Origin of the sequence: Streptomyces sp. DT2A-34 (assembly GCF_030499515.1) — a bacterium.
In the GTDB taxonomy this organism is placed as follows: Bacteria; Actinomycetota; Actinomycetes; order Streptomycetales; family Streptomycetaceae; genus Streptomyces.
In genome coordinates this window covers 8,435,004-8,458,534 of sequence record NZ_JASTWJ010000001.1, presented here as the reverse complement: position 1 = coordinate 8,458,534, position 23,531 = coordinate 8,435,004, and the positions used below count along the sequence as shown (strand labels likewise).

At 69.7% G+C, this 23,531-nt stretch carries 22 protein-coding genes and 1 pseudogene; 3 read left to right on the top strand and 20 right to left on the bottom strand.

Annotated features, from left to right (window positions below):
* Positions 1-2: 2 nt before the first annotated feature.
* The gene (locus tag QQM39_RS37825; RefSeq protein ID WP_302002142.1) at positions 3-998 is read right to left on the bottom strand and encodes an aspartate carbamoyltransferase catalytic subunit; all 996 of its coding nucleotides are present in this window, start codon (positions 996-998) and stop codon (positions 3-5) included.
* Positions 999-1,076: 78 nt separating this feature from the next.
* Positions 1,077-1,646 (bottom strand): bifunctional pyr operon transcriptional regulator/uracil phosphoribosyltransferase PyrR, encoded by a 570-nt coding sequence (pyrR, locus tag QQM39_RS37820; RefSeq protein ID WP_302002141.1) that lies wholly within the window; start codon positions 1,644-1,646, stop codon positions 1,077-1,079.
* A gap of 254 nt (positions 1,647-1,900) precedes the next feature.
* On the opposite strand from pyrR, the gene bldD reads away from it, so the two are divergent.
* Entirely contained in the window at positions 1,901-2,404 is a 504-nt protein-coding gene (bldD, locus tag QQM39_RS37815; RefSeq protein ID WP_004002691.1) for a transcriptional regulator BldD, read from the top strand.
* A gap of 171 nt (positions 2,405-2,575) precedes the next feature.
* On the opposite strand, the gene nusB is transcribed toward bldD, so the two are convergent.
* The 18 genes from nusB to QQM39_RS37725 all read right to left on the bottom strand — a co-directional run bounded on the left by nusB (position 2,576) and on the right by QQM39_RS37725 (position 21,133).
* The gene (nusB, locus tag QQM39_RS37810; protein WP_302002140.1) at positions 2,576-3,010 is read right to left on the bottom strand and encodes a transcription antitermination factor NusB; all 435 of its coding nucleotides are present in this window, start codon (positions 3,008-3,010) and stop codon (positions 2,576-2,578) included.
* Between the two features lie 2 nt (positions 3,011-3,012).
* On the bottom strand, positions 3,013-3,579 hold the full coding sequence (gene efp, locus QQM39_RS37805; RefSeq protein WP_085562553.1) for an elongation factor P: 567 nt from the start codon (positions 3,577-3,579) through the stop codon (positions 3,013-3,015).
* 51 nt (positions 3,580-3,630) lie between these two features.
* Positions 3,631-4,737, bottom strand: coding sequence for an aminopeptidase P family protein (locus QQM39_RS37800; protein ID WP_302002139.1), 1,107 nt, complete (start codon positions 4,735-4,737; stop codon positions 3,631-3,633).
* A 272-nt stretch (positions 4,738-5,009) separates the two neighbouring features.
* Positions 5,010-5,885: a Pro-rich N-terminal domain-containing protein gene (locus QQM39_RS37795; RefSeq protein ID WP_302002138.1), complete on the bottom strand. Its 876-nt coding sequence runs from the start codon at positions 5,883-5,885 to the stop codon at positions 5,010-5,012.
* Between the two features lie 201 nt (positions 5,886-6,086).
* The gene (gene aroB, locus QQM39_RS37790; protein WP_302002137.1) at positions 6,087-7,178 is read right to left on the bottom strand and encodes a 3-dehydroquinate synthase; all 1,092 of its coding nucleotides are present in this window, start codon (positions 7,176-7,178) and stop codon (positions 6,087-6,089) included.
* A complete protein-coding gene (locus QQM39_RS37785) occupies positions 7,175-7,690 on the bottom strand; it encodes a shikimate kinase (protein WP_302002136.1) in 516 nt (171 codons plus the stop codon). The genes aroB and QQM39_RS37785 overlap by 4 nt, the downstream gene beginning before the upstream one ends.
* Positions 7,687-8,871 carry a chorismate synthase gene (gene aroC / locus QQM39_RS37780; protein ID WP_302002135.1) on the bottom strand — a complete coding sequence of 395 codons (1,185 nt, stop codon included), beginning with the start codon at positions 8,869-8,871 and terminating at the stop codon, positions 7,687-7,689. Before aroC ends, QQM39_RS37785 begins: the two co-directional genes overlap by 4 nt.
* Positions 8,872-9,121: 250 nt before the next feature.
* Positions 9,122-9,961, bottom strand: coding sequence for a shikimate dehydrogenase (locus tag QQM39_RS37775; RefSeq protein ID WP_302002134.1), 840 nt, complete (start codon positions 9,959-9,961; stop codon positions 9,122-9,124).
* On the bottom strand, positions 9,942-11,642 hold the full coding sequence (gene mltG, locus QQM39_RS37770; protein ID WP_302002133.1) for an endolytic transglycosylase MltG: 1,701 nt from the start codon (positions 11,640-11,642) through the stop codon (positions 9,942-9,944). Before mltG ends, QQM39_RS37775 begins: the two co-directional genes overlap by 20 nt.
* Before the next feature lie 124 nt (positions 11,643-11,766).
* Complete coding sequence (gene ruvX / locus QQM39_RS37765) at positions 11,767-12,231, bottom strand: Holliday junction resolvase RuvX (RefSeq protein WP_062707800.1); 465 nt, start codon at positions 12,229-12,231, stop codon at positions 11,767-11,769.
* 35 nt (positions 12,232-12,266) lie between these two features.
* On the bottom strand, positions 12,267-14,939 hold the full coding sequence (alaS, locus tag QQM39_RS37760; protein ID WP_302002132.1) for an alanine--tRNA ligase: 2,673 nt from the start codon (positions 14,937-14,939) through the stop codon (positions 12,267-12,269).
* Positions 14,939-15,283: a hypothetical protein gene (locus QQM39_RS37755; protein WP_302002131.1), complete on the bottom strand. Its 345-nt coding sequence runs from the start codon at positions 15,281-15,283 to the stop codon at positions 14,939-14,941. Before QQM39_RS37755 ends, alaS begins: the two co-directional genes overlap by 1 nt.
* Before the next feature lie 8 nt (positions 15,284-15,291).
* A complete protein-coding gene (locus QQM39_RS37750) occupies positions 15,292-15,747 on the bottom strand; it encodes a DUF948 domain-containing protein (protein WP_302002130.1) in 456 nt (151 codons plus the stop codon).
* 217 nt (positions 15,748-15,964) lie between these two features.
* Complete coding sequence (rpsD, locus tag QQM39_RS37745; protein WP_015661793.1) at positions 15,965-16,579, bottom strand: 30S ribosomal protein S4; 615 nt, start codon at positions 16,577-16,579, stop codon at positions 15,965-15,967.
* 302 nt (positions 16,580-16,881) lie between these two features.
* The gene (locus QQM39_RS37740) at positions 16,882-18,237 is read right to left on the bottom strand and encodes a replication-associated recombination protein A (protein WP_302002129.1); all 1,356 of its coding nucleotides are present in this window, start codon (positions 18,235-18,237) and stop codon (positions 16,882-16,884) included.
* A gap of 71 nt (positions 18,238-18,308) precedes the next feature.
* Positions 18,309-18,965, bottom strand: coding sequence for a vitamin K epoxide reductase family protein (locus QQM39_RS37735; protein WP_302002128.1), 657 nt, complete (start codon positions 18,963-18,965; stop codon positions 18,309-18,311).
* A gap of 185 nt (positions 18,966-19,150) precedes the next feature.
* Positions 19,151-20,413, bottom strand: a complete 1,263-nt coding sequence (hisS, locus tag QQM39_RS37730) for a histidine--tRNA ligase (RefSeq protein ID WP_302002127.1) — start codon at positions 20,411-20,413, stop codon at positions 19,151-19,153.
* 12 nt (positions 20,414-20,425) lie between these two features.
* Complete coding sequence (locus QQM39_RS37725; protein WP_302002126.1) at positions 20,426-21,133, bottom strand: MBL fold metallo-hydrolase; 708 nt, start codon at positions 21,131-21,133, stop codon at positions 20,426-20,428.
* A gap of 181 nt (positions 21,134-21,314) precedes the next feature.
* Between QQM39_RS37725 and QQM39_RS37720 the strand changes: the two genes are divergently transcribed.
* The gene (locus tag QQM39_RS37720) at positions 21,315-22,130 is read left to right on the top strand and encodes a peptidylprolyl isomerase (protein ID WP_302002125.1); all 816 of its coding nucleotides are present in this window, start codon (positions 21,315-21,317) and stop codon (positions 22,128-22,130) included.
* A gap of 135 nt (positions 22,131-22,265) precedes the next feature.
* Positions 22,266-23,496, top strand: a pseudogene (locus QQM39_RS37715) (DUF349 domain-containing protein).
* Positions 23,497-23,531: the final 35 nt, after the last annotated feature.

The window sequence follows — 23,531 nt, the reverse complement described above, 5'->3', positions numbered from 1 at the left end:
TCTTACTTCTCCTCGGTACGGGTGTGAGTGACGGCGGGCACGTTCTTGGAATCGACCACCGCGCCGCCGAGCAGCAGGTACAGAACGGCCATCCGGATGGACACTCCGTTTGCGACCTGCTCGACGACGGTGCAGCGCTCGGAGTCGGCGACCTCGGCGGTGATCTCCATGCCGCGGACCATCGGGCCGGGGTGCATCACGATGGCGTGCTCGGGCATCTTCGCCATGCGCTCGCCGTCCAGGCCGTAGCGCCGCGAGTACTCGCGCTCGGTCGGGAAGAAGGCGGCGTTCATGCGCTCGCGCTGCACGCGCAGCATCATCACCGCGTCGGTCTTCGCCAGGGTGCTGTCGAGGTCGTACGACACCTCGCAGGGCCAGGTCTCGACGCCGACCGGCACCAGGGTCGGCGGGGCGACGAGGGTGACCTCGGCGCCGAGGGTGTGCAGCAGGTCGACGTTGGAGCGGGCGACCCGGCTGTGCAGGATGTCGCCGACGATCGTGATGCGCTTGCCGGCGAGGTCCTGGCCGAGCCCGGCGTCCCGGCCGACGAGCCGGCGGCGCATGGTGAAGGCGTCCAACAGGGCCTGGGTGGGGTGCTGGTGGGTGCCGTCGCCGGCGTTGATGACGGCCGCGTCGATCCAGCCGGAGTTGGCGAGGCGGTACGGCGCTCCGGAGGCGCCGTGCCGGATCACGACGGCGTCGACGCCCATGGCCTCCAGGGTCTGGGCGGTGTCCTTCAGGGACTCGCCCTTGGACACGCTCGACCCCTTGGCGGAGAAGTTGATCACGTCCGCGGACAGTCGCTTCTCGGCGGCCTCGAAGGAGATACGCGTGCGCGTGGAGTCCTCGAAGAAGAGGTTGACGATCGTGCGGCCGCGCAGGGTCGGCAGCTTCTTGATCGGCCGGTCGGCGACCCGGGCCATCTCCTCGGCGGTGTCGAGGATCAGGACGGCGTCGTCGCGGGTGAGGTCGGCGGCCGAGATGAGATGACGCTGCATCTGTCAGGCTCCGTAAGGAAGTTCGGGAGATTACGGGCAAGTGCGGGCATGCCGAAGAGTGGCGTCCCCGCCGGCTTGCTACTGGGTCTGCTTCGCACCGAGCAGCACGGTGTCGCGACCGTCCTCCTCGGCGAGCTGGACCTTGACCGTCTCCCGCAACGACGTGGGGAGGTTCTTGCCGACGTAGTCGGCGCGGATGGGCAGTTCGCGGTGGCCGCGGTCGACGAGGACGGCGAGCTGGACCGCGCGCGGACGGCCGATGTCGTTCAGGGCGTCCAGGGCGGCGCGGATAGTGCGGCCGGAGAAGAGGACGTCGTCGACGAGGACGACGAGGCGGCCGTCGAGACCGTCACCGGGGATCTCGGTGCGGGCCAGCGCACGCGGCGGATGCATGCGCAGGTCGTCGCGGTACATGGTGATGTCGAGCGAGCCGACCGGGATCTTGCGCTCGGTGATCTGCTCGAGCTTGGCGGCGAGCCGCTGGGCGAGGAAGACGCCGCGGGTCGGGATGCCGAGGAGCACCACGTCGTCGGCGCCCTTGGCGCGCTCGACGATCTCGTGGGCGATGCGGGTCAATACCCGCGCGATGTCAGGGCCTTCGAGGACGGGCCGCGCATCGGACGCTTGCGTGTCCTGCTGCTTGTCCATACGAAAAGGACCTCCTTCTCCGCCTCACGGGACGGACCTTAAAGGACGTCTGGTTTGCGCCATCCATCGTAGCAGGCCGGGGAGGCACCCCCGTTCACCCACTTGGCCCAATCGGCCACCGATAGCACGGAAGCGTCGGTGTGGACCATTCGGCTTGACGCGCCAGAGTAACGCTGCGTAACCTCACAGTGAGTTACCAACCGCGCGGCATGGAACCCAAGCCAGCCGCGTCGACACAGTGTCCGGGGAGCTATATGTCCAGCGAATACGCCAAACAGCTCGGGGCCAAGCTCCGGGCCATCCGCACCCAGCAGGGCCTTTCCCTCCACGGTGTCGAGGAGAAGTCCCAGGGACGCTGGAAGGCCGTCGTGGTCGGTTCGTACGAGCGCGGCGACCGCGCCGTGACCGTGCAGCGCCTCGCGGAGCTGGCGGATTTCTACGGCGTTCCGGTGCAGGAGCTGCTGCCGGGCACCACGCCGGGCGGGGCCGCCGAGCCGCCGCCGAAGCTGGTCCTGGACCTGGAGCGGCTGGCCCACGTGCCGGCCGAGAAGGCGGGCCCCCTGCAGCGCTATGCGGCGACCATCCAGTCGCAGCGCGGTGACTACAACGGCAAGGTGCTCTCGATCCGCCAGGACGACCTGCGCACACTCGCCGTCATCTACGACCAGTCCCCCTCGGTCCTCACGGAGCAGCTGATCAGCTGGGGTGTGCTGGACGCGGACGCGCGCCGCGCGGTCTCCCACGCCGAGGAGAGCTGAGCGCTCCACGGGTTCGACCCAGTCAGCAGAAACGTGCCGCCGGGGTGGCCGGAACTTTACGGTTCCGGCCACCCCGGCGGCCTTGTGAGGGCCTGGCGGTGCGTAGTCGTACGGGGGAATGCCGGAGGGCCCGCAGCGGTGATGCTGCGGGCCCTCCGGCGATTTCCCTGCTTACGCCTCGTCGCGGCGCAGTGAGGGCTTCAGGTCCTTGAGCCGGCCGAGCAGCCCGTTGACGAACGAGGGCGACTCGTCCGTGGAGAACTCCTTCGCCAGCTGCACCATCTCGTCGAGTACGACCGCGTCCGGGGTCTCGTCGACCCAGATCAGCTCGTATCCGCCGAGGCGCAGGATGTTGCGGTCCACGACCGGCATGCGGTCGAGCGTCCAGCCGACGGAGTACTGCGCGATCAGCTCGTCGATGCGCTGGATGTGCTGCGCATAGCCCTCGACCAGCTGCATCGTGTACTCGCTCACCGGCGGCTGCCGGGTGTCGGCCCGGGAGAGCCGGATCCAGTCCGCGAGGACCGTCAGGACGTCGACCCCGCGCTGGTCGGCCTCGAAGAGGATCTGGAAGGCGCGCTTGCGGGCCGTGTTGCGGGCAGCCACGGTTAGCTGTTCACCCGGCCGAGGTAGTCGCTCGTGCGGGTGTCGACCTTGATCTTCTCACCGGTGGTGATGAAGAGCGGGACCTGGATCTGGTGGCCGGTCTCCAGGATGGCGGGCTTGGTGCCGCCGGTGGAGCGGTCGCCCTGGACGCCCGGCTCGGTCTCCTGGATGACGAGCTCGACGGCGGCCGGCAGCTCCACGAAGAGCACCTCGCCCTCGTGCTGCGCGACGGTGGCGGTGAAGCCCTCGATCAGGAAGTTGGCGGCGTCGCCGACGGCCTTGCGGTCGACCATGAGCTGGTCGTAGGTCTCCATGTCCATGAAGACGAAGTAGTCGCCGTCCATGTAGGAGAACTGCATGTCGCGCTTGTCGACGGTGGCCGTCTCGACCTTCACGCCGGCGTTGAAGGTCTTGTCGACGACCTTCCCGGAGAGCACGTTCTTGAGCTTGGTGCGCACGAAGGCCGGGCCCTTGCCGGGCTTGACGTGCTGGAACTCGACGACGGACCAGAGCTGGCCGCCTTCGAGCTTGAGCACCAGGCCGTTCTTGAGGTCGTTCGTGGAAGCCACGGTTGCGGAATCTCCTGGACTGACGTGGACGACCCCGGCGCACGCACCTTCCTAGAGGGCGAGCAGCTCCTTGGTCGTGATGGTGAGTAGCTCGGGTCCGCCGTCCGCCTCGGGGCGGACGACGAGCGTGTCATCGATCCGGACGCCGCCCCGGCCCGGGAGGTGGACCCCCGGTTCGACGGTGACCGGCACGCAAGCGTCCAGTTTACCCATGGCCGCGGGAGCCAACTGCGGGTCCTCGTCGATTTCGAGTCCCACGCCGTGCCCCGTCAGTGCCGGAAGGCCCTGCCCGTACCCCGCGGAGTCCAGTACCTGACGTGCCGCGCGGTCCACGTCGCGGTACGCGGCGCCGGGTACCAGCGACTCCCGTCCGGCGCGCTGGGCGGCGAAGACGAGGTCGTACAACTCGATCTGCCAGTCGGCGGGGGACGTACCGATGACGAAGGTACGGCCGATCTCGCACCGGTAGCCGCGGTACGTGGCCCCCAGGCAGACGGAGAGGAAGTCGCCCTCCTCGACACGGCGGTCGGTGGGCCGGTGGGCGCGTCGGCCGGCGTTCGGGCCGGTGGCGACCGAGGTCGGGAAGGCAGGGCCGTCGGCGCCGTGATCGACCAGGCGCCGTTCGAGTTCCAGGGCGAGGTGGCGTTCGGTGCGGCCGACGAGGATGGATTCGAGCAGCTCCCCGAGTGCCTGGTCGGCGATCTCGGCGCCGATCCTGAGGCAGGAGATCTCCTCCTCGTCCTTGACCACCCGGAGCTGCTCCACGGCCCCGCCGAGGTCGGCGAGGCGCAGTCGCGGGACGACCGAGCGGATGGCCCGGTGGCGGGCCACGGTCAGGTGGTGTTCCTCCACGGCGAGACAGACCCCGCCCTGCGCTGCCGCGAGGTCGGCCGCGGCGACGGCGGGGTCGCCGCCGGCGCCGGGGAGGGTGTGGATCCGCAGCGCCTCGTCGGGGCGGCCCTCGGTGGGGCGGTCGTCGAGCGGTTCGGCACACACGAGCAGGTCTTCGGTCTTGCCGAGGAGCAGCACGGAGCCCTGTGGGGCGGCGCCCGCGAGGTAGCGGACGTTGGCGGGGCGGGAGATCAGCGCGGTGGCGCTGCCGCTGGCCTGGCAGCGGTCCCTCAGCCGGGATCGGCGGGTGGCGTACACCTCTGACATGACCCGAGCGTAAGAGCTCCGCTCGGATGGCGCCGGTTGAGGGCGTCTGAGTGGGCGGTGTCTGGATTGTGCGGGTTGGGTTCGTGCCGTTCGGGGACGGGGGTGCGGCTTGAGGTTGTGTGCCGTGTGCGGGTTGGTGGGGGCTTGTCGCGCAGTTCCCCGCGCCCCTTGGGGCACTGCGCTCACGTCGGCCGGCAGCGCCGCGCCCCTGGGGCAGTCCCCTCACGTCGGCCAGCAGCGCCGCGCCCCTTGGGGCAGTCCCCTCGCGTCGGCTACCAGTTCGGGGGGCTTGCGATCGATCTTGCCAGTACGTCGTTCAGGACCTGGGCCGTCTGTGGGACGTCCAGCTGGGAGTTGTCGATGATCGGGAGGCCCGAGCCGTACCAGCCCGCCATGCGGCCGTGGATGCGGGCGACCTCCTCGTCGGTGAGGCGGCGGTTGCCCGAGCGTTCGGCGTTGCGCTCCAGGACGATCTCCAGGCCCGGGAGCAGGACGACCGGGAGGAGGCCGGGGCCCACGTGGCGCTTCCAGCCGCCCAGGCCGACCACCGGGCGGTCGGGGAAGACCGCGTCGTCGAGGATGCACGAGATGCCGTTGGCCAGGAAGTTGCGCGCGGCGAAGCCGCAGGTGCGGCGGGCGAGGCGGTACTGGGCCTCGGAGTTGTCATTCCAGCCGGACTGGGGGTCGGCGAAGCCCGAGCGGACCCATTCGCGGACGTCATCGAGGCTGATGTGGGCGGTGGGGACCCGGCGGTGGTCCGCCCAGTACTTGGCGACGCTCGTCTTGCCGGCCCCGGCCGGACCGATGAGCAGCACCGCGAGGGTCGTGGCCGCCGGGTCGGCTGCCGTCGTGGCGGGCGGGGCGCTCGGCATGCCGACGGGGCCGCCGGGCGGCAGCGGTACGTGGCCCGTGGTCTCGGGTGTCGGCGGGACATGGGCCTGCTGTGGCGCGGGCGGGACCGGGGCGGGGGGTGTGAAGCCCGGGGCCGGGGGCGGCGGGGGGACGGGAGCTGACCCCTGGTGCGGGGCATGCGGGGCAGGTCCCTGCGGCGCGCCCGGGTGGTGCTGACCCGGGTGGTGTGCGGCCGGCGACCAGCCGTGCCCCGACTGGTGGGGCGGCGGCAGCGGAGAACCCACTGCGTGCTGCATCCGGTGCCACTCCGTCTCGTCTTCCATGGCCATTGGCGCTGCCGGCAGGGCACACGAACCTCGCTCTCCCCCACTGCCTGAAAGGCGTGGGGGGATCCATCCGAACGGTACCGCCCCCGGCCGCCGTTTGGTGAACGGCCGGAGGCGGTCCGAAGTGCCCATCGCCACAGGCGAATCGGACGCAAGCGCGCTTCCGGGGACTTACTGGCCGACTTCGCCGTACGCCGCGAGCAGGACGGCCGGGTCCGGGCCCTCCAGGACGGTCGGCTTGGCCAGACCGTCCAGCACGATGAAGCGCAGCAGATTGCCGCGGGACTTCTTGTCCACCTTCATGGTCTCCAGCAGCTTGGGCCACTGGTCGTAGCGGTAGTGCAGCGGCAGACCGACCGATTCGAGGATCGTGCGGTGACGGTCGGCCGTCGCGTCGTCCAACCGCCCGGCGAGACGGCCGAGTTCGGCGGCGAAGTGCATGCCGACGGAGACCGCGGCGCCGTGCCGCCACTTGTAGCGCTCGTTCTTCTCGATGGCGTGGCCGAGCGTGTGGCCGTAGTTGAGGATCTCCCTGAGGCCCGACTCCTTCAGGTCCGACGAGACGACCTCGGCCTTGACCCTGATGGAGCGCTCGATCAGCTCGGCGGTGTGCGGGCCGGCCGGGGTCCGCGCGGCCTGCGGGTCGGCCTCGATCAGCTCCAGGATCACCGGGTCGGCGATGAAACCGGCCTTGATGATCTCCGCGAGACCGGAGACGTAGTCGTTGACGGGCAGCGACTCCAGCGCGGCCAGGTCGCACAGCACGCCGGCCGGCGGGTGGAAGGCACCGACGAGGTTCTTGCCCTCGGCGGTGTTGATGCCGGTCTTGCCGCCGACCGCCGCGTCCACCATCGCGAGCACGGTGGTCGGTACGGCGATCCAGCGCACGCCGCGCAGCCAGGTGGCGGCCACGAACCCGGCGAGGTCGGTGGTCGCCCCGCCGCCGACCCCGACGATGACGTCGGAGCGGGTGAAGCCGGACTGGCCCAGCGCCTTCCAGCAGTAGGCGGCCACCTCGGCGGTCTTGGCCTCCTCCGCGTTCGGCACCTGGATGGCGACCGCCTCATAGCCCTGCCCGGCCAGGTCGGCCCGCAGCGCCTCGCCGGTCTCGGCCAGCGCCTCCGGGTGGACGACGGCCACCCGCTGGGCCTTGCGGCCGATCAACCCGCCCAGCTCGCCCAGGAGCTGACGGCCCACCAGGACCTCGTAGGGGTCGGTCCCCGCGGTGCCGCCGACCTGGATCCGGGTGACTGCCTCGCTCATGCTTCTTTCAACTCCAGTGCGTCCAGGGCGATTTCGGTGACCTCTTCGGGCGTACGGCCATCGGTCGCGACGACGGCCGTGGCGACCTCCTCGTACAGGTGCCGACGGGCCTCCATCAGCTCGCGCCACTGCTTGCGCGGGTTGACCGCCAGGAGCGGGCGGGCCGCGTTCAGCCCGGTCCGCTTGACCGCCTCCTCGACGTCCATCGACAGGTACACGACCCGCTGGCCCGCGAGCAACGCGCGCGTGTCCGCGTCCAGGATCGAGCCGCCGCCGAGAGCGAGAACACCCTCGTGCCCGGCCAGCGCCCCGTGCACGGCCGCCTTCTCGATGGCACGGAAGGCGGGCTCGCCCTCGTCGACGAAGATCTCGGCGATGGTCCGGCCCTGCTCGGCCACGATGTCGTCGTCGGTGTCCCGGTAGGTGACCCCCAACCGCTCGGCCAGCAGCTGCCCGACGGTGGACTTGCCCACCCCCATCGGGCCGACCAGGACGACCAGCGGCCCGCTCATCGGATGGCGAGGTTGTCGAGGTACGAGGTCACGTTTCGGCGGGTCTCGGTGACCGAGTCGCCGCCGAACTTCTCCGCCACCGCGTCCGCGAGGACCAACGCGACCATCGCCTCGGCGACGATGCCGGCGGCCGGGACCGCGGACACGTCGGAGCGCTGGTGGTGGGCCTGCGCCGCCTCGCCGGTGGTGACGTCCACCGTCTGCAGGGCGCGCGGCACGGTCGCGATCGGCTTCATCGCGGCGCGGACCCGCAGCAGCTCACCGGTGGTGAGGCCGCCCTCGGTGCCGCCGGAACGGCCGGAGACACGGCGGATGCCCTCGGGCGTCTTCACGATCTCGTCGTGTGCCTTGGAACCGGGGACGCGGGCCAGCTCGAAGCCGTCGCCGAGCTCGACACCCTTGATCGCCTGAATGCCCATGAGCGCCCCGGCGAGGCGGGCGTCCAGCTTGCGGTCCCAGTGCACGTGCGAGCCCAGGCCGACGGGGACGCCGTACGCCAGGATCTCGACCACGCCACCGAGGGTGTCGCCGTCCTTGTGGGCCTGGTCGATCTCCGCGACCATCGCCTTCGACGCGTCGGCGTCCAGGCAGCGCACGGGGTCCGCGTCCAGCTTCTCGACGTCGGCCGGCGTCGGGTACACACCCTGCGGCGCCTTCGCCCCGGCCAGCTCCACGACATGGGAGACGATCTCGATGCCGGCCGTCTCCTTCAGGTACGACCGGGCCACCGCGCCCAGCGCCACGCGGGCCGCCGTCTCCCGGGCGGAGGCACGCTCCAGGATCGGCCGGGCCTCGTCGAAGCCGTACTTCTGCATGCCCGCGAGGTCGGCGTGGCCGGGGCGCGGGCGAGTCAGCGGCGCGTTGCGGGCGAGGCCCGCGAGGATCTCGGGGTCGATCGGGTCGGCCGCCATGACCTGCTCCCACTTCGGCCACTCGGTGTTGCCCACCATGATCGCGACCGGGGAACCGAGGGTGAGGCCGTGCCGGACGCCGCCGAGGAAGGTGACCTCGTCACGTTCGAACTTCATGCGCGCACCGCGCCCGTAACCGAGCCGGCGCCGGGCCAGGTGGTCGGCCACCATCTCCGTGGTGATCGGCACGCCGGCGGGAAGGCCCTCCAGCGTCGCCACGAGTGCGGGACCGTGGGACTCCCCCGCGGTCAGCCAGCGCAACCTGCTCAACGTTGCTCCTCAGTCCTCGCGCCCTGGTACTGCCCTGCGTACGCGCGTCCTCGCGTACATCGACGGCGCGACCAGGTGCGCGGCCCTGGCCCGCCACCTTCGATCCTCCCACGTCCGGGCCCGCGCCCCGGCCGCCGGTCCACCAAGCGGGACGGCGGATGGACATCGCCGGGCGCTGGGAGGGATCACGCGGGGCCGTTGCCGTGGCGCTGTTGCGGAGCGTATGAGCCCAGGAAGTCGACAGCGGGTCCTAGCGGCCCGCGAGCGCGCGCTCCCCCGCTTTTCGCATGGCCTCCAGGGGAGCCGGAACACAGCCGGTCATCTGCTCCACCTGGAGCACCGCCTGGTGGACCAGCAGGTCGAGCCCGCTGACGACGGCTCCGCCGTACATCGACCAACGAGCCGCGAGGGCGGTCGGCCAGGGGTCGTAGAGCACGTCGAACAGGGTAGCGGGGCGCTCCGGTACGGCGGAGGCGAGGGCGTCGGTCGTACCGGCCGGCGTGGTCGCGATCACCAGCGGCGCGCGCAGCGCCCGGTCTGCGTCGGCCCAGTCCGCGGTACGGAGCTCGACGTCGAGCCGCTCGCCCCACTGCCGCATCTCGGCGGCGCGGGCCTCGCTGCGGACGTACGCCACGACCTCACCGGTGCAGATGCGTGCGAGCGCGGCCAGCGCGGACGACGCCGTGGCGCCGGCGCCGAGGATCGCCGCCGAGTCGACCTGTTCGATGCCGCGCTCCCGCAGCGCGGCGACCATCCCGGGGATGTCGGTGTTGTCGCCGACGCGGCGGCCGTCCTCGGTGAAGACGACCGTGTTGACCGCCTCGACCGAGGCCGCCGTCTCGCTGATCTCGTCGAGCAGCGGCAGGACGGCCCGCTTCAGCGGCATGGTCAGCGACAACCCTGCCCACTCCGGCCCGAGCTCCGCGAGGAACCCGGGCAGGGCGGCCTCGTCGATCTCGAAGCGGTCGTACGCCCAACCCGCGAGCTTCAGTTCCTCGTAGGCGGCGCGGTGCAGCACCGGGGAGAGGGAGTGGGCGATGGGCGAACCGAGCACGGCTGCCCGGCGGGCGTCAGTTGCCCCTGCTCTCATTGAACTTGTCCTTGAGCCTGAGGAATTCATCGTGGGTCTTGGCGAATTCGGTCTTGTGCACACCGTCGATCGCCACGAAGTAGTACCAGCCCTGGTCAGTCGGATTCAGCGTCCCCTTCAGCGCGCCGTCCCCCGGGTTTCCGATCGGGCCGGGCGGCAGACCCTTGTGGTAGTACGTGTTGTACGGGTCCGGGTTGCTCTTGATCTCCCACTCACTGATGTCGATGTTGCTCTGACCCTTCAGGTAGTTGAAGGTCGAGTCGAACTGCAGGGCACCGTAGGTCTCGGGATTCGCGAGGTCGAGACGGTTGTAGACCACCTCCGCCATCTTGCGGTAGTCGTCGTCGGTCTTGCCCTCGGCCTGGACGAGGCTGGCGACCGTGATGACCTGCAGCGGGTTGTCCAGCTTGAGCGCCTTGGCCTTGGACTCCAGACCCAGCGCCTCGTACCTGTCCGCGGCCCGGGTCACCATCTCCTGCAGCACGACCTCGGGCTTCATGCCCTTTACGGCGGGATAGGTGCCCGGGTACAGGAAGCCTTCCAGCGGGTCCTTGATCTCGCTGTTGTCGTTCGCCCAGCTCGGAAGTCCGAGGCTCTTGTATTTCTTCTCGGCGACCTTCTCGGTGGTGCCGGACGACAATTCGAGCTGCTCGTCGATCGCCTTGTAGACAGCCAGATTCCGCTCGCCCGGCCTGACCAGAACGTTGTTCTGGCTCTTGGGGTCGAGCATCATCTCGACAGCGCTTGCGGCGGACATCTGCTTCTTCAGCAGGTAAGCGCCCGCCTGGATCTTGTCACCGTCGGGATTCTGCTGCTGAGCGGAGACGAAGGCGTCGACGCTCTTCACGACGCCGGCCGCCTTCAACCGCTGACCGATCTCGGATCCGAACGCACCCTTGGGAACCTCGACGGTCACCGTCTCGCTCGTACCGTCCCCGGCGTAGTCCGGCGCCGCGCCGAAACGATCCTGGTAAAACTGGTACCCGAAATACCCGACTCCGGCCACGCCTCCGCCGAAGATCAGAACGACCACCAGACAGGCCATCCCGCTGCGCCGTTTCTTGGGCTTTCCGCCCCGGCCCCGGCGCCCACGGCCGCCTCCCGACTCGTCGTCGGAATCGTCTTCGTCCTCGTCGCCGCCACCGGCGAAGAAGGCATGTTCGCCCTGGTCAGGACCAGGATCCCAGTCGGTCTGGGGCGGCTCCGGCTCGGCTTGCCGCCGGCCCGGCGGCGCCGGTGGCGGGTACGCGTCGGGTGTGCCGTAGTAGTCGTGCTGCTCACCGCCGTACGCCGCGGCCTGCTGCCCGTAAGGGTCGGCCGGGTCGGGGTACTGGCCATGCGTCTGGGGGCCGGTGGCCCAGCCGTTGTTGTCGTACGACTGCTGCCCCTGGCCCGCGTACTGCTGCTGTTCGTACTGGTGCGGGTACTGCTGGCCCTGCTCCGGGTACTGCTGACCCTGCTGCTGGTACTGCTGCGCCTGACCGTATGCGGCCTGCTGGCCGTTTCCCCAGTCGCCGTAGTGCTGTTGCTGCTGCGACTGCTCCGGATAGTGCTGCGGCTGGCCGCCGTAGGCAGCTTGCTGGTCCGCGTGGGCCTGCTGCCCTTCCCATCCACCGTCCCCGAACAACGGGTCCTCGGGATGCCACGGTTCGGAGCCTGGGCCCCGGCCATACTCAGTCATCGATCCCCTAGAGCCGCGAGGCGGCGGTCACGCGGCTGGTGTAGATCCGGCTCCCGTCCCGCCTCTCATTGTGCCCCGGCTGTTCGAACACCGGCACATCGCGCGGAACGTTACCGTATCGCGATCAGATGACCACTTCGACGCCCTCTCCGGGTGCTTTACCTGACACCCGTTCGGATTCGAGCGCCTGCTGCAAGATGATCACAGCGGCTGCCTGGTCGATCACCGACCGGCCCTTCTTCGACTTCACGCCCGAGGCACGCAGTCCCTGACTGGCCGTCACGGTCGTCATCCGCTCATCCACGAGCCTGACCGGTACGGGCGCGATCATGCGGGCCAGCTCCTGGGCGAAGCCCCTGACCTTGACCGCGGCCGGGCCCTCGCCCCCCTTGAGGGAGCGAGGGAGACCTACCACGACCTCGATCGGCTCGTACTCCTCGACGAGTTGCTTGAGGCGGCGGTGAGCCGCCGGGATGTCCCGGCCCGGGACCGTCTCCACCGGGGTGGCGAGGATCCCGTCGGGGTCGCACGAGGCGACCCCGATGCGGGCGTCACCGACGTCGATCGCGAGGCGGCGGCCGCGGCGCATGCCCCGGCCGTCGCCGCTCGCCTGTGTCTCGGCGCTCACTTGGCCGTTTCCGCCACGAGCCGTTCGACGGCCTCGACGGCCTCGCCGACTGCGGCCGGGTTCTGGCCGCCGCCCTGGGCGACGTCCGGCTTGCCGCCACCGCCGCCGCCGAGGGTCTTGGCGGCCGTACGGACCAGGTCTCCGGCCTTGAGGCCGCGCTCGCGGGCGGCCTCGTTGGTGGCGATGACCGTGAGCGGCTTGCCGTTGTTGACCGTGAACAGGGCGACCACGGCGGCGCGTCCGCCCTGGATACGGCCGCGTACGTCGAGGACCAGCTTGCGCAGGTCGTCGGGCGTGGTGCCGTCGGGGACCTGGCCGGTGACGACGGCGATACCGAGGACGTCCTTGGCGGACTCGGCGAGACCGGCGGCGGCCTGCAGGACCTTCTCGGCGCGGAACTTCTCGATCTCCTTCTCGGCGTCCTTCAGCTTGCCGAGCATGGCGGAGACCTTCTCCGGGAGCTCCTCCGGGCGGCCCTTGATCAGCTCCTGGAGCTGGGCGACGACCGTGTGCTCACGGGCGAGGAAGTTGTAGGCGTCGACACCGACGAGGGCCTCGATACGGCGCACACCGGAGCCGATCGACGACTCGCCGAGCAGCTTCACCAGGCCCAGCTGGGCGGTGTTGTGCACGTGCGTACCGCCGCACAGCTCCTTGGAGAAGTCGCCGATGGTCACCACGCGGACCCGCTCGCCGTACTTCTCGCCGAACTCGGCGATGGCGCCCTGCTTCTTGGCCTCGTCGATGCCCATGACGTCGGCGCGGACGTCGAGGTCGCGGGCGAGCACCTCGTTGATCTTCTGCTCGACGTCGGTCATCACGGCCGTGGGAACGGCGGACGGCGAACCGAAGTCGAAGCGGAAGCGGCCGGGCTGGTTCTCGGAACCGGCCTGGGCGGCCGTCGGGCCGAGGGCGTCGCGCAGGGCCTGGTGGGTGAGGTGGGTGGCCGAGTGGGCGCGGGCGATGGCCGTGCGGCGGCGGGCGTCGATCGAGGCATGGGCCTTGGCTCCGACGGTGACCTCGCCGACCTGGACGACGCCCTTGTGGACGTAGACGCCGGGGACCGGCTTCTGGCAGTCGCGGATCTCGATGACGGCGCCGGTGTCGACCTTGATGCGGCCGGTGTCGCCGATCTGGCCGCCACCCTCGGCGTAGAACGGGGTGCGGTCGAGGACGATCTCGACCTCGTCGCCCTCGATCGCGGCCGGGGAGGAGGCACCGTCGACGAGGATGCCGACGATGGTGGACTCGCCCTCGGTGTCGCTGTAACCGATGAAGTCGGTCTCGCCGACCTTGTCGGCGATCTCCCGGTAGGCGCCGGCACCGGCGTGGCCGGTCTTCTTGGCCTGGGCGTCGGCCTTGGCGCGCTCCCGCTGCTCCTTCATCAGGCGGCGGAAGCCGTCCTCGTCCACGGAAAGCCCCTGCTCGGCGGCCATCTCGAGGGTGAGGTCGATCGGGAAGCCCCAGGTGTCGTGGAGCAGGAACGCCTTGTCGCCGGGCAGGACCGAGGCGCCGGAGGCCTTGGTCTCGCTGACGGCGGTGTCGAGGATGTTGGTGCCAGCCTTCAGCGTCTTGAGGAAGGCGTTCTCCTCGGCGAGGGCGACCTTCTCGATGCGCTCGCGGTCGGTGACGAGCTCGGGGTACTGCTGGCCCATCATGCCGATGACGACGTCGATCAGGTCCTTGACGACCGGACCGGTGGCGCCGAGCAGACGCATGTTGCGGATGGCGCGGCGCATGATGCGGCGCAGCACGTAGCCACGGCCCTCGTTGCCGGGGGTGACGCCGTCGCCGATGAGCATCACCGACGTACGCATGTGGTCGGTGACCACGCGCAGGGAGACGTCCGAGGCGTGGGCGTCGCCGTAGGCGACACCGGTGAGCTCGGTGGCCTTCTTGATGACGGCCATGGAGGTGTCGATCTCGTACATGTTCTGCACACCCTGCAGAATCATGGCGAGTCGCTCGAGGCCCAGGCCCGTGTCGATGTTCTTGCTGGGCAGTTCGCCGAGGATCTCGAAGTTGTCCTTGCCGGTGCCCTCGCCGCGCTCGTACTGCATGAAGACGAGGTTCCAGATCTCCACGTACCGCTCGTCGTTGACGGCGGGGCCGCCTTCGACGCCGAACTCGGGGCCGCGGTCGTAGTTGATCTCGGAGCAGGGGCCGCAGGGGCCGGGGACGCCCATGGACCAGTAGTTGTCCTTCATGCCGAGGCGCTGGATGCGCTCCTTCGGCACGCCGACGACCTCGTGCCAGATGCGCTCGGCCTCGTCGTCGTCCTTGTAGACGGTGATCCAGAGCTTCTCCGGCTCCAGGCCGTAACCACCCTTGTCCTGGGGGCTGGTGAGCAGCTCCCAGGCGTGCTTGATGGCGCCTTCCTTGAAGTAGTCGCCGAAGGAGAAGTTGCCGCACATCTGGAAGAAAGTGCCGTGGCGGGTGGTCTTGCCGACCTCTTCGATGTCGGGCGTGCGCACGCACTTCTGCACGCTGGTGGCGCGCGCGTAGGGCGGCTTGACCTCACCCAGGAAGTAGGGCTTGAAGGGCACCATGCCGGCCGGGACGAGGAGCAGAGTCGGGTCGTCCGCGATGAGCGACGCCGAAGGGACGACGGTGTGCCCGCGCTCCTCGAAGAAGCTCAGCCAGCGGCGGCGAATCTCGGCCGACTCCATCAGTGGTCCTCATTCCGGTTGTTCGAGTACGTCGTCCTGTCGACGTACTTCGGGTTGGTGCGGTTCTCGATGGCGGCGAAGCGCCGGGGGGCGGGGAGTTCGGGGTCGTTGTTGATGCCCAGGGCCTCTCCCAGCTCTTCCTCCCGCTGGGCCATGTTGTCGCGGACGTCGAGCGCGAAGCCCACCGCGCGGTCCTTGAGCCGGTGACCGGCCTCGATCGCCTTGTTCGCCGCGGACGTGGCGAGGCTCTCGGGGGTCAGCTGCTTCAGCTTCCGGTTGACCTTGGTGGTGGCCCACACACCGGCGGCGACACCCGTGGTGAACCAGAACGTACGGCGGAACATGCTGGGTCTCAGTCCCTCTTTCCGCGGAGGTTTCGCTTGTCCCGTCGCGTGGCCGAGACCGTGCGGCCCACGATCACGGTGCGTCGGGGCGCCTTGGCGGGCGCGTCGTCCTTGCGGCCCCCGAGCGCCCGGCGCACGCCGTAGCCGAAGGCCGCGACCTTGACCAGGGGGCCGCCGAAGGTGGAGGCGACGGTGGTCGACAGGGCGGAGGCGTTCGACGTGACCTCCTGGACGTCGGAGGCGATCGCGTCGACCCGGTCGATCTGGGTCTGCGCGGAGCGCACCGCCGTGGAGGCCTCTGCCAGGAGTGGGACGGCCTGGTCGGTCACGTCCGCGACGAGCTTGGTGGTTGCCTTGAGCGTCTGGGCCAGCCTCGCCAGCGCGACGGCGAGGAAGGAGACCAGGATCGCCCAGAACACGGCCACCAGGATCCCGGCAACCTCTCCACCGGACACTGTGTGCACCCGCTCCCTGAAACGTGCCTCTACATCGGTCTACATCGAAAAAGTCGTGCACCGAGCCTATCGCGCCGGGGGTGCCGCTCTGCACCGGATTACCGCCCGCGCGGAGGCGAGTCGCCGGAAGTCGGACCGTACACATGCGGAAGCCCGCCGCCTCGCCCGCCCGGAAGGGCGGGGAGACGGCGGGCTGAGGCGCAGAAGTCCTACGACCGCTGAAGGATCAACGGGCGTAGTACTCGACGACGAGCTGCTCGTCGCAGATCACCGGGATCTCCTTGCGGTTCGGCTCACGGTCCAGGCGGAACGCCAGGGCCTTGAGGTTCACCTGAAGGTAGCGCGGGGTCTCACCCTCGGGGGCGAAGCCGCCCTCACGGGCGATGGAGAAGAGGGTCTTCTCGCGGCTGCGCTCGCGAACCATCACGACGTCGTCGGGACGGACACGGAACGACGGCTTGTCGACCTTCTGGCCGTTGACCTCGATGTGGCCGTGAACGACCATCTGACGGGCCTGGTAGATGGTGCGGGCGATGCCCGAACGCAGGACCAGGGCGTCGAGACGGCGCTCGAGCTCGATGATCAGGGCCTCACCGGTCTTGCCCTGAACCTTGGAGGCACGCTCGTAGGCGCGGACGAGCTGACGCTCGGACACGTCGTACTGCGCGCGCAGACGCTGCTTCTCCAGCAGACGGACCTTGTAGTCCGAGTTCTGCTTGCGGCCACGGCCGTGCTCACCCGGCGGGTAGGGACGGGCCTCGAAGTACTTGACGGCCTTCGGGGTCAGCGCGATGCCGAGGGCACGCGACTTCTTGACCTTGGGGCGGGACTGGTTCGCCACTTCTTTTCCTTTTCCTATTCGGCTGCCTCAGGGTTACGGGAGGTCACAATCCGCAGCCGGGGAATCCCGACAGGTCCACGAGGGACTTGTCAGGCAGCCGTTCCCCTGGTCTGGGCACATACGTGCAGCACACGAACGGCCCACCGACCGGTCCCGGGACTTACGGGTGGTGGTGGGCTGCCCGCGACACCTACGACGGTGCGCGACGCTCCTGGATCAAAAGATCCGGCTGGGTGTCCCGCCTGAGGCGCCGACCGGAGCCGGACACGGGACTCAGCACTTCGAGCGAGTCTACAGGCTGCTCAGGACCGCTTGCGACCGAGGTGTTTCCTGGTCCACTCCACGGCGTCCGCGTACCGCGCCTCGGCGCCGTGCCGGGTCGGGGTGTAGTACTCGCGGTCCTTGAGGGCGTCCGGCGCGTACTGCTGCTCGGCGATGCCCTCGGCCAGGTCGTGCGGATACACGTACCCCTGCGCGTGCCCCAGCTTGGCGGCGCCCTTGTAGTGCCCGTCGCGCAGGTGGGGCGGGACGGGACCGGCCAGTCCCTTGCGTACGTCGTCCAGGGCGGCGCCGATCGCGGTGGTCGCGGCGTTGGACTTGGGGGCCAGCGCGAGGGCGATGGTGGCGTGGCTGAGGGTGAGGGCGGCCTCGGGGAAGCCGATCATGGCGACGGCCTGGGCGGCGGCTACCGCGATCGGCAGGGCGTTCGGGTCGGCGAGGCCGATGTCCTCGCTGGCGGAGATCATCAGTCGGCGGGCGATGAAGCGGGGGTCCTCGCCGGCCTCGATCATGCGGGCCAGGTAGTGCAGGGCGGCGTCCACGTCGGAGCCGCGGATGGACTTGATGAGGGCGCTGGCCACGTCGTAGTGCTGGTCGCCGTCGCGGTCGTACTTCACCGCCGCCCGGTCGACGGTCTCCTCCAGGGTCTGCAGGCCGACGTCCGTCTCGCCCTTGTCGAGCGCGGCACCGGCGGCCGCCTCCAGCGCGGTCAGGGCGCGGCGGGCGTCGCCGCCGGCGATGCGCAGCAGGTGGGCCTCGGTGTCCTCGGGGAGGGTGACGGCGCCCTTGAGGCCGCGCTCGTCGGTGAGGGCGCGGTGCAGCAGGCCGCGCAGGTCGTCGTCGGTGAGGGGTTCGAGGGTGAGCAGGAGGGAGCGGGACAGCAGGGGGGAGATGACCGAGAAGTACGGGTTCTCGGTGGTCGCCGCGATGAGGGTCACCCAGCGGTTCTCGACGGCCGGGAGGAGGGAGTCCTGCTGGGCCTTGCTGAAGCGGTGGATCTCGTCGAGGAAGAGGACGGTCTCCTTGCCGAAGCCGCCGGTGGCGCGGCGGGCGCCGTCGATGACCGCGCGGACCTCCTTCACCCCGGCGGTGATGGCGGAGAGCTCGACGAAGCGCTTGTCGGTGGCCTTGGAGACGACGTAGGCCAGGGTGGTCTTGCCGGTGCCGGGCGGGCCCCAGAGGATCACCGAGGAGGGCCCGGCGGGGCCGCCGCCGGATTCGCCGACGAGTCTGCGCAGGGGCGAGCCCGGCTTCAGCAGGTGCTGCTGGCCCACCACCTCGTCCAGGGTGCGCGGGCGCATGCGCACCGCCAGGGGACTGCCGGCGGGGTCCTTCTCCTGGCGTTCTTCTGCGGCGGCGGTGAACAGGTCGGGCTCCACGCTGGAAACCCTAAATCACCGCACTGACAATCCCGCCGGGCCCCGGGAAAGGCCCGGCCGGGCCCGGCCCCTCAGCTGGTCCAGAAGTCCCACCAGCGGGTCAGCACCAGCATGCCGATGATTCCGATGTGCAGGACGGGCAGGACCCAGGTGAACTCGCCGAAGAAGCTCTTGAGCCAGTTCGGCGCGGGCAGGAAGCCGTTGCGGATGTTGAACGACGTCACGTACCAGAACATGATGATCGTCGCGACCCAGGCCAGCGAGCACCACAGGCACAGCGCGTTGATCCGGTACAGCGACTGGAACATCAGCCAGGCGCAGAAGCTCACACCGAACAGGCAGCCCGCGTTGAAGGTGAGCCAGTACCAGCGCGGGAAGCGGGCGCGGCCGAGCAGGCTCATGCCGACGCAGATGACGATGCCGTAGGCGACCAGGCCGAGCATCGGGTTGGGGAACCCGAAGGCGGCGGCCTGCTTGCTCTCCATGACGTTGCCGCAGGAGACGACGGGGTTCAGGCTGCAGCCAGGGGTGAACGTCTTGCCCTCGACCTTGGCCTCGAGCAGCTTGAACTTGTCGATCGTGATGACCCACGCGGCAAGCAGTCCCGCCGCGCCGGTGATCACCAGCATCAGGGCGAACGCACGGCTGCCGCCCGCCGATCGCGGCGCCGCCTCGGCACGCTCCGGCTCGGGCTCGGTGGAGACGTCTTGGACTGTCGTCTTGCTCATCACGCCGATTCCGTCACTTGAGACTTGGAGTTTCTCCGGACACGGCACATTGTGCCGTACGCGCACGCGTGCCCACCGTTCGCTGGGCATAAGGAAAGGCGCGCGAACGGGTAAAGGCGTTCGGTTCAGGACACCGGCGGGACGGCAAAGGGCGGGGACCGAACCGGTCCCCGCCCTTTCGGAATTCAGCCCAGCCGGGCTTCCAGCTCGGCCACGATCTCGTTGACGCCGACGGCAGCCTGCTCACCGGACTCCATGTCCTTGAGCTGGACGACGCCCTCGGCGAGGTCACGTTCGCCGGCGACGATCGTGTAGCGGGCGCCGCTGCGGTTGGCGTTCTTCATCGCGCCCTTGAGGCCCTTGTGGCCGTAGGAGAAGTCCGCCGCGATGCCGACCTTGCGCAACTCGGTGACCTTGGCGAACAGGACGCGGCGCGCCTCCTCGCCGAGCGGCACCGCGAACACGCTGGTGGACGACGGGAGTTGGAGTTCCACGCCCTCCGCCTCCAGGGCGAGCACCGTGCGGTCGACGCCCAGAGCCCAGCCGACGGACGGCAGCGCGGGGCCGCCGATCATCTCGGACAGGCCGTCGTAGCGGCCACCGCCGCCCACCGCGGACTGGGAGCCGAGACCGTCGTGGACGAACTCGAAGGTCGTACGCGTGTAGTAGTCCAGGCCGCGCACCAGCTTCGGGTCGTCCTCGAAGGAGACGCCCGCGGCGGTGATCAGTTCACGGACCTCCTCGTGGTACGCCTTGCAGGCGTCGCAGAGGTAGTCGCGCAGGAGCGGGGCGCCGGTCAGCTGCTTCTGGACCGACTCGCGCTTGTCGTCGAGGACGCGCAGCGGGTTGATGTCGATGCGGCGGCGGGTGTCGTCGTCCAGGTCCAGGCCGCGCAGGAAGTCCTGCAGCGCCGCTCGGTACACCGGGCGGCACTCCTTGTCGCCCAGGCTGTTGAGCAGGATCCGGAAGTCGCTCAGGCCCAGCGAGCGGTATGCCTGGTCGGCCAGGATGATCAACTCGGCGTCCAGCGCCGGGTCCTCGGCGCCGATCGCCTCGGCGCCGACCTGGGAGAAGTGCCTGTAACGGCCCTTCTGGGGGCGCTCGTAGCGGTAGTACGAGCCCGAGTACCAGAGCTTGACCGGGAGGTTGCCCGCCTTGTGCAGGTTGGCCTCCAGGGCCGCGCGCAGGACCGAGGCCGTGCCCTCGGGGCGCAGGGCGAGCCTGTCGCCGCCCTTGGTCTCGAAGGCGTACATCTCCTTGGTCACGATGTCGGTGGACTCGCCGACGCCGCGCGCGAACAGCTCGACGCTCTCGAAGCCGGGCGTCTCGATGTAGCCGTAGCCGGAGTTGCGCAGGGGGGCCGCGATCGCCTCACGGACCGCCAGGTACTTGGCGGAGTCCGGGGGGATCAGGTCGTACGTGCCCTTGGGGGCCTGAAAGGTGCTCACGGAAGTCTCTCGTCACATTCCTCGTCGGGGAGCCTCTGCGGCTCCCTGGCCGGCCGCCACCTGCCGCAGGTACGGGTTGGTGGCGCGCTCCTGGCCGATGGTCGTCTGGGGGCCGTGGCCGGACAGCACCACGGTCGAGTCGTCGAGCGGCAGGCACACGCGTGCCAGCGAGTCGAGGATCTCGGCCATGTCACCGCCGGGCAGGTCGGTGCGTCCGATGGAGCCGGCGAACAACAGGTCGCCCGAGAAGAGGATCGGCGGGATGTCCGCCGCCTCGGGCAGGCCGAAGGTCACCGACCCCTTGGTATGGCCCGGCGCGTGCGCGACGGTCAGCTCCAGACCGGCCAGCTCCAGCTTCGCGCCGTCGGTCAACTCCTTGACGTCGTCCGGCTCCCCGATGGTCAGCTCGCCCATCAGCTGCATGCCGATGGAGCGGCCGAGCGCCTTCTCGGGGTCGCTCATCATGTACCGGTCCTCGGGGTGGATCCAGGCCGGTACGTCGTGTGCGCCGCACACCGGGACGACCGAGGCCACGTGGTCGAGATGGCCGTGGGTGAGGACGACGGCGACGGGCTTGAGCCGATGCTTCTTCAGCGCTTCCTCGACTCCGGGGGCCGCTTCGTGGCCCGGGTCGATGATCACGCACTCCTCGCCGGCGGCGGGGGCGACGAGATAACAGTTCGTCCCCCAGGCCCCGGCGGGGAACCCGGCAATGAGCACGATCGTCCTTAGGTTTGTGTCGACACAGGTGGTTTGTCGGCGGGCTCCGCCTGTCGTCAGAGCCTACCGGCGCTGCCGATTCCTCAGCGAACCCATATACGGTACGGGGCACACGCGGGCGATCGGCTCATTGGACGCGCGCGTACCGGTCGACACACACGACGCATGAGGAGAGAACCCGGTGGTCAGCCAGGAACAGCGGCGGCGTCAGCTCGCCCGGGAGAAGTTCTTGCGGCAGCAGCAGCGGCGCACATCCGCCCGACGCAAGGCGCGCATGCGCAACTCGGTGATCGCGTCGGCGCTCGGGGTGGTCATCATCGGCAGCCTCGCGCTGTACACGACCGGGGTCCTCAAGGAGGACGACAGCAAGGAGAACGCGAGCTCGGAGGTCACGCCGAGCTCGCCCCCCAAGGCCGAGGACCCGTGCGAGAAGCCCGCCGAGGGCAAGGTCAAGACGGCGACCTGGAAGAAGGAACCGGAGCTGACCGTCGACAAGTCGGCGAAGTACACGATGAAGCTCGCGACGACCTGCGGTGACATAGACATCGCGCTGAAGGCCTCGGCCGCGCCGCACACCGTGAACTCGTTCGACTTCCTCGCCGGCAAGGGCTACTTCGACCACTCCAAGTGCCACCGGCTCACCACCAGCAACATCTATGTGCTGCAGTGCGGCGACCCGACGGGCACCGGCACGGGCGGTCCCGGGTACACGATCCCGGACGAGAACCTGAAGGACAAAAGCCTCAAGGACAACATCTACCCGGCGGGCACCGTCGCGATGGCGAACACCGGGCAGAAGAACTCCGGCGGCAGCCAGTTCTTCCTCGTCTACCAGGACAGTCAGCTCCCGCCCAGCTACACACCGTTCGGTACCGTTTCCGAATCCGGCATGAAGGTACTGAAGAAGATTGCCGACGCCGGAGAGAGCACTGGCCAGGGCGACGGGGCGCCTGTCGCGACGGTCGTCATCAACAAGGCGACGGTCACCAAATCCTGACCGCCAACTGCGTAATTTCGGTCGCGCGGGATGCGGACAGGCAACCCGCCGGTCGCCTATGTTGGCCGTGACGAAACTGTGGACGATGCCCGGGGGAACACAAGCCCCTCGCAGGCATCATGTGGAGGAGGCGCTGTGAGCAGCGACCCGTGGGGCCGCGTCGACGAGACGGGGACCGTGTACGTGCGTACGGCCGACGGCGAGCAGGTCGTCGGATCCTGGCAGGCCGGCTCCCCTGAGGAGGCGCTGGCCTACTTCGAGCGCAAGTACGAGGGCCTGGTTGTCGAGATCGGCCTCCTCGAGAAGCGAGTGAAGACCACCGACCTGTCGGCGAAGGACGCGCAGACCGCGATCGACCACATCCGTGAGCAGGTCGACGCGCACCACGCGGTCGGCGACCTGGACGCCCTGCGGACCCGCCTGGACAAGCTGGTCGAGACCGTCGGCAAGCGCCGCGAGGAGCGCAAGCAGCAGCGCGCGAAGCAGTCCGACGAGGCCCGGCACGCCAAGGAGGCGCTGGTCACCGAGGCGGAGGAGCTGGCCCAGTCCGACCAGTGGCGGGCCGCCGGTGAGCGGCTGCGGTCCCTGGTCGACACCTGGAAGGGCCTGCCGCGGCTGGACCGCAAGTCGGACGACGAGCTGTGGCACCGCTTCTCGCACGCCCGGTCGGCGTTCTCCAAGCGCCGCAAGGCGCACTTCGCGCAGTTGGACGCACAGCGCGAGGAGGCTCGCAAGACCAAGGAGCGGCTGGTCGCCGAGGCCGAGTCGCTGTCCGGTTCGACCGACTGGGGTCCGACGGCGGCGCGCTACCGCGAGCTGATGTCGGAGTGGAAGGCCGCCGGGCGCGCCCAGCGCGAGCACGAGGACGACCTGTGGAACCGCTTCCGCGGCGCCCAGGACGTCTTCTTCGCGGCCCGCAGCTCGGTCTTCGCCGAGCGCGACGCCGAGCAGGCCGAGAACCTGAAGCTGAAGGAGGAGCTGGCCGAGGAGGCCGAGAAGCTCCTGCCGATCGGCGACCTGAAGGGCACGCGAGCCGCCTTCCGCTCGATCAACGAGCGCTGGGAGGCCATCGGCCATGTGCCGCGCGACGCCCGCCCGAAGGTCGAGGGCCGGATGCACGCCGTCGAGCGGGCCATCCAGGAGGCCGAGGAGGCCGAGTGGCGACGGACCAACCCGGAGGCGCGCGCGCGTGCTGAGGGGCTGACCGGTCAGCTCCAGGCCGCCGTGGACAAGCTGAGGGGCCAGATCGAGCAGGCGCGCGCCCAGGGCAACAACGCCAGGGCCGACAAGCTCGAAGCGTGAGCTGGAGGGCCGCCAGGCGCTGCTGGACCAGGCGCTGAAGGGCCTGCAGGAGTTCGGCGGCTGACGGCCGGGACAACAGCTTCGGGACAACAGCTTTAC

What these genes read in the sequence shown, in the direction of transcription:
- QQM39_RS37825 (WP_302002142.1), bottom strand. Translation starts at nt 998, where the DNA reads ATGCAGCGTCATCTCATCTCGGCCGCCGACCTCACCCGCGACGACGCC.
- pyrR (WP_302002141.1), bottom strand. Translation starts at nt 1,646, where the DNA reads ATGGACAAGCAGCAGGACACGCAAGCGTCCGATGCGCGGCCCGTCCTC.
- bldD (WP_004002691.1), top strand. Translation starts at nt 1,901, where the DNA reads ATGTCCAGCGAATACGCCAAACAGCTCGGGGCCAAGCTCCGGGCCATC.
- QQM39_RS37800 (WP_302002139.1), bottom strand. Translation starts at nt 4,737, where the DNA reads ATGTCAGAGGTGTACGCCACCCGCCGATCCCGGCTGAGGGACCGCTGC.
- QQM39_RS37795 (WP_302002138.1), bottom strand. Translation starts at nt 5,885, where the DNA reads ATGCAGCACGCAGTGGGTTCTCCGCTGCCGCCGCCCCACCAGTCGGGG.
- aroB (WP_302002137.1), bottom strand. Translation starts at nt 7,178, where the DNA reads ATGAGCGAGGCAGTCACCCGGATCCAGGTCGGCGGCACCGCGGGGACC.
- QQM39_RS37785 (WP_302002136.1), bottom strand. Translation starts at nt 7,690, where the DNA reads ATGAGCGGGCCGCTGGTCGTCCTGGTCGGCCCGATGGGGGTGGGCAAG.
- QQM39_RS37775 (WP_302002134.1), bottom strand. Translation starts at nt 9,961, where the DNA reads ATGAGAGCAGGGGCAACTGACGCCCGCCGGGCAGCCGTGCTCGGTTCG.
- mltG (WP_302002133.1), bottom strand. Translation starts at nt 11,642, where the DNA reads ATGACTGAGTATGGCCGGGGCCCAGGCTCCGAACCGTGGCATCCCGAG.
- ruvX (WP_062707800.1), bottom strand. Translation starts at nt 12,231, where the DNA reads ATGCGCCGCGGCCGCCGCCTCGCGATCGACGTCGGTGACGCCCGCATC.
- alaS (WP_302002132.1), bottom strand. Translation starts at nt 14,939, where the DNA reads ATGGAGTCGGCCGAGATTCGCCGCCGCTGGCTGAGCTTCTTCGAGGAG.
- QQM39_RS37755 (WP_302002131.1), bottom strand. Translation starts at nt 15,283, where the DNA reads ATGTTCCGCCGTACGTTCTGGTTCACCACGGGTGTCGCCGCCGGTGTG.
- QQM39_RS37735 (WP_302002128.1), bottom strand. Translation starts at nt 18,965, where the DNA reads ATGAGCAAGACGACAGTCCAAGACGTCTCCACCGAGCCCGAGCCGGAG.